Source organism: Haliea sp. (genome assembly GCF_040222615.1).
In the GTDB taxonomy this organism is placed as follows: Bacteria; Pseudomonadota; Gammaproteobacteria; order Pseudomonadales; family Halieaceae; genus Haliea.
In genome coordinates this window covers 1-3,557 of the sequence record NZ_JAVKCQ010000037.1, presented here as the reverse complement: position 1 = coordinate 3,557, position 3,557 = coordinate 1, and the positions used below count along the sequence as shown (strand labels likewise).

Here is a 3,557-nt window from a genome sequence, read left to right as displayed (position 1 = left end):
ACCCTGTGGAAGGGGCTGTGTCTGGGCCTCTGCTATTTCGCGCTGTTCCTGGTCGGCCTGGTCTGTTTGCTGCTGGTAAGTGTGCTTGTCACCTGAGCCGACAGCTGTGCTACACTTCGCGGCCCTGAATTTACTGGTTCGGGACAACAACGATCCTCAGCCCCCGATCTCTGATTGCAGCTGACTCACGTGGCCTTTAGTAGGGGTCACCACTGACAGAAGGAAAGCGCATGCCCGCGATTACCCTGCCTGACGGCAGCCAACGCCACTTTGACCACGCCGTATCCGTCCACGATGTCGCCGCTGCGATTGGCCCCGGGCTGGCCAAGGCCGCCCTGGCTGGCGTGGTTGACGGTCGCGAAGTCGATACCTCCCATCTGATTGAACAGGATGCCAGCCTGGCCATCATCACCGAGCGTGACGAGGCCGGCCTGGGAATTATCCGCCACTCCACCGCGCACCTGTTGGCGATGGCGGTACAGGAGCTGTTCCCTGGCACCCAGGTGACGATAGGCCCGGTGATTGAAGACGGGTTCTACTACGACTTCGCTTCCGGTCACCATTTCACTCCTGAGGACCTGGAGAAGATCGAGCAGCGGATGCAGCAGCTGGTCGAGGACGACCTCGCGGTAGAGCGACTGGTCGTGAGCCGCGACCGCGCCATTGAGCTGTTCCGCAATATGGGCGAACACTACAAGGTGCAGATTATCCAGAGCCTGCCCGAGGGGGAGGAGCTCTCCCTTTACCAGCAGGGCCCCTGGATGGACCTGTGCCGCGGTCCCCACGTGCCCAGCACCGGCAAGCTCAAAGCTTTCAAGCTGACCAAGGTCGCGGGTGCCTACTGGCGCGGCGATTCCAGTAACGAGATGCTGCAACGCATCTACGGCACTGCCTGGGCCAACAAGAAGCAGCTGCAGGAGTACCTCACCCGCATCGAGGAGGCCGAGAAGCGCGACCACCGCCGGATCGGCAAGAAGCTGGGGTTGTTCCACACCCAGGAAGAGGCGCCGGGGATGGTGTTCTGGCATCCGGACGGCTGGACTCTGTATCAGGCTATCGAGCAATACATGCGCCACGCCCAGCGTGCCCATGGCTACCAGGAGATACGCACGCCGCAACTGGTGGATATGTCCCTGTGGGAGCGCTCCGGCCACGCCGACAAGTTCGGCGATGACATGTTTACGCTCAAGGCCGAGGAGCGCCAGTTCGCGGTCAAGCCCATGAACTGCCCCTGCCATGTGCAGGTGTTCAACCAGGGCCTGAAATCCTACCGGGATCTGCCACTGCGCCTGGCTGAATTCGGCAGCTGCCACCGCAACGAACCCTCGGGCTCTTTGCACGGCATCATGCGGGTACGCGGCTTTACCCAGGACGATGCCCATATTTTCTGCACCGAAGAGCAGATCCAGCCTGAAGTGGCCAGTTTTATCGACTTCCTGCACGCGGTGTATGCGGATTTCGGCTTCACGGAAGTGATCTACAGGCTGTCCACCCGTCCCGCCCAGCGCGTGGGTTCGGATAGCGACTGGGACCGGGCCGAAAAAGCGCTCGCCGACGCGCTGGACGCTCACGGCCTGCCCTGGCAGGAGCTGCCGGGAGAGGGGGCCTTCTATGGTCCCAAGATCGAGTTTTCCCTGAAGGACTGTATCGGTCGGGTCTGGCAGCTGGGCACTATTCAGGTGGATTTCTCCATGCCTGGCCGGCTCGGCGCCCAGTACGTGGCTGAAGACGGTTCCCGGCAGGTGCCGGTGATGCTGCACCGGGCCATCCTCGGTTCCTTCGAGCGTTTCATCGGAATCCTGATCGAGCACTACGAGGGCGTGTTCCCGACCTGGCTGGCGCCGAACCAGGCCGTTGTGCTGAATATTACCGACAAACAGGCCGGATATGCCCGTGAAGTGGAAGATTCCTTGAAAAACAAGGGCTTTCGGGTCCATTCGGACTTGAGAAATGAGAAGATCGGCTTTAAAATCCGCGAGCACACAATTCAGAAGGTCCCCTACCTGTTGGTAGTGGGGGATAAAGAAGTGGAAACACAGACTGTGGCCGTGAGGGCCCGTCGTGGCGAGGACCTGGGTTCACTGACTCAGGATGCGCTGGCAGCGCTGCTTGCGGACGATGTGGCGCGTCGCGGCCGTATTGCATTGGAGAATCAGCATTAAGAAAGATATCGGCAAGGGCGCCTCAAAGAAAGCCCTGATCAATGACCAGATTACGTCGGACCCGGTACGCCTGATCGGCGCCGATGGTGAACAGGTAGGCATTGTGTCTTTGCGGGAGGCACTGGCGGCGGCGGAAGCGGCTACCATGGACCTCGTATTGATTGCTGATTCAGAGCCCCCGGTCTGCAAGGTGATGGACTACGGGAAACATGTGTTCGAGGCCAAGAAGCAAAAGAACCTGCAGAAGAAAAAGCAGAAGCGGACACAAGTCAAGGAAATGAAGTTTCGTCCAGGGACGGAGGAAGGAGACTACCAGGTAAAGCTACGCAACCTGGTGCGTTTTCTGGAGCAAGGCGATAAGGCCAAGGTTACGCTGCGGTTTCGCGGTCGTGAAATGGCTCACCAGGAAATCGGCATGGAGCTACTCAAGCGGGTAGAAGCTGATCTGGCCGAATTGGGCGCTGTCGAGCAGTTTCCGAAAATGGAAGGGCGACAGTTGACCATGGTGATCGCACCCAAGAAGAAGAGCTAGGGCCCGTGAATGCCCTCTTTCTTCACTTTTATTGATGCCAATGCGGAGTATCTGACGATGCCAAAAGCGAAAATTCACAGCGGGGCTGCCAAGCGTTTCAAGAAAACGGCTGGCGGCTATAAGCGCAAGAGCGCTTACAAGAGCCACATCCTGACCAAGATGACCACCAAGCGCAAGCGTCAACTGCGCGGGACCTCCATGGTCCACGCCAGTGACAAAGTGCACGTAGACCGCATGTTGCGGGCCTGCTGACGGTTATCATCGAGAATTAGGAGAAGACTATGCCTCGCGTAAAACGTGGTGTAACGGCTCACCGCCGTCACAAGAAAATCCTGAAACAGGCCAAGGGTTACTACGGTGCCCGCAGCCGAGTGTTTCGTGTTGCCAAGCAGGCTGTTACCAAGGCAGGCCAGTACGCCTATCGTGACCGCCGTCAGCGCAAGCGCCAGTTCCGGGCGCTGTGGATCACGCGTATCAACGCCCAGTCCCGCGCCAACGGCCTCAGCTATAGCCGCCTGATCAATGGCCTGAAGAAAGCCGACATCGGTCTTGATCGTCGCGTCCTCGCGGACCTGGCGGTGCACGACAAGCCGGCTTTTGCAGCGATTGTGGAGCAAGCGAAGGCCGCGCTGGCCTGAGCCCACCCCTGCCGCGCCTCGGCGCGGATCGCTGGCTACACCTGCAAGACCAAAAAAGGGAAAGGGCACAGCTCTTTCCCTTTTTTGTTTGGCGCTCGGTTGGGCGGGGGGTTGCCGTCCGGCACATGCTGGCAGGGCCGCTCCGGACACGCCGTGAACCCACACCCGATAACGCGGGGTGGGCTCTCCATGGGGGCTCGGAGGCGACATCCATGTCGCCTACGG

4 protein-coding genes are annotated in these 3,557 nt (G+C 59.8%); all 4 read left to right on the top strand.

Translation table 11 applies throughout. The features are described 5' to 3' along the window. Nucleotides 1-230: 230 nt before the first annotated feature. The 4 genes from thrS to rplT are packed head-to-tail and all read left to right on the top strand — an operon-like array spanning nucleotide 231 to nucleotide 3,332. A complete protein-coding gene (gene thrS / locus RJQ10_RS03820; RefSeq protein ID WP_350143794.1) occupies nucleotides 231-2,162 on the top strand; it encodes a threonine--tRNA ligase in 1,932 nt (643 codons plus the stop codon). Then, a complete protein-coding gene (gene infC / locus RJQ10_RS03815) occupies nucleotides 2,119-2,694 on the top strand; it encodes a translation initiation factor IF-3 (RefSeq protein ID WP_502880210.1) in 576 nt (191 codons plus the stop codon). The genes thrS and infC overlap by 44 nt, the downstream gene beginning before the upstream one ends. A 57-nt stretch (nucleotides 2,695-2,751) precedes the next feature. Beyond that, entirely contained in the window at nucleotides 2,752-2,946 is a 195-nt protein-coding gene (rpmI, locus tag RJQ10_RS03810) for a 50S ribosomal protein L35 (protein ID WP_163493898.1), read from the top strand. 29 nt (nucleotides 2,947-2,975) lie between these two features. Further along, the gene (rplT, locus tag RJQ10_RS03805; protein ID WP_350143792.1) at nucleotides 2,976-3,332 is read left to right on the top strand and encodes a 50S ribosomal protein L20; all 357 of its coding nucleotides are present in this window, start codon (nucleotides 2,976-2,978) and stop codon (nucleotides 3,330-3,332) included. Nucleotides 3,333-3,557: the final 225 nt, after the last annotated feature.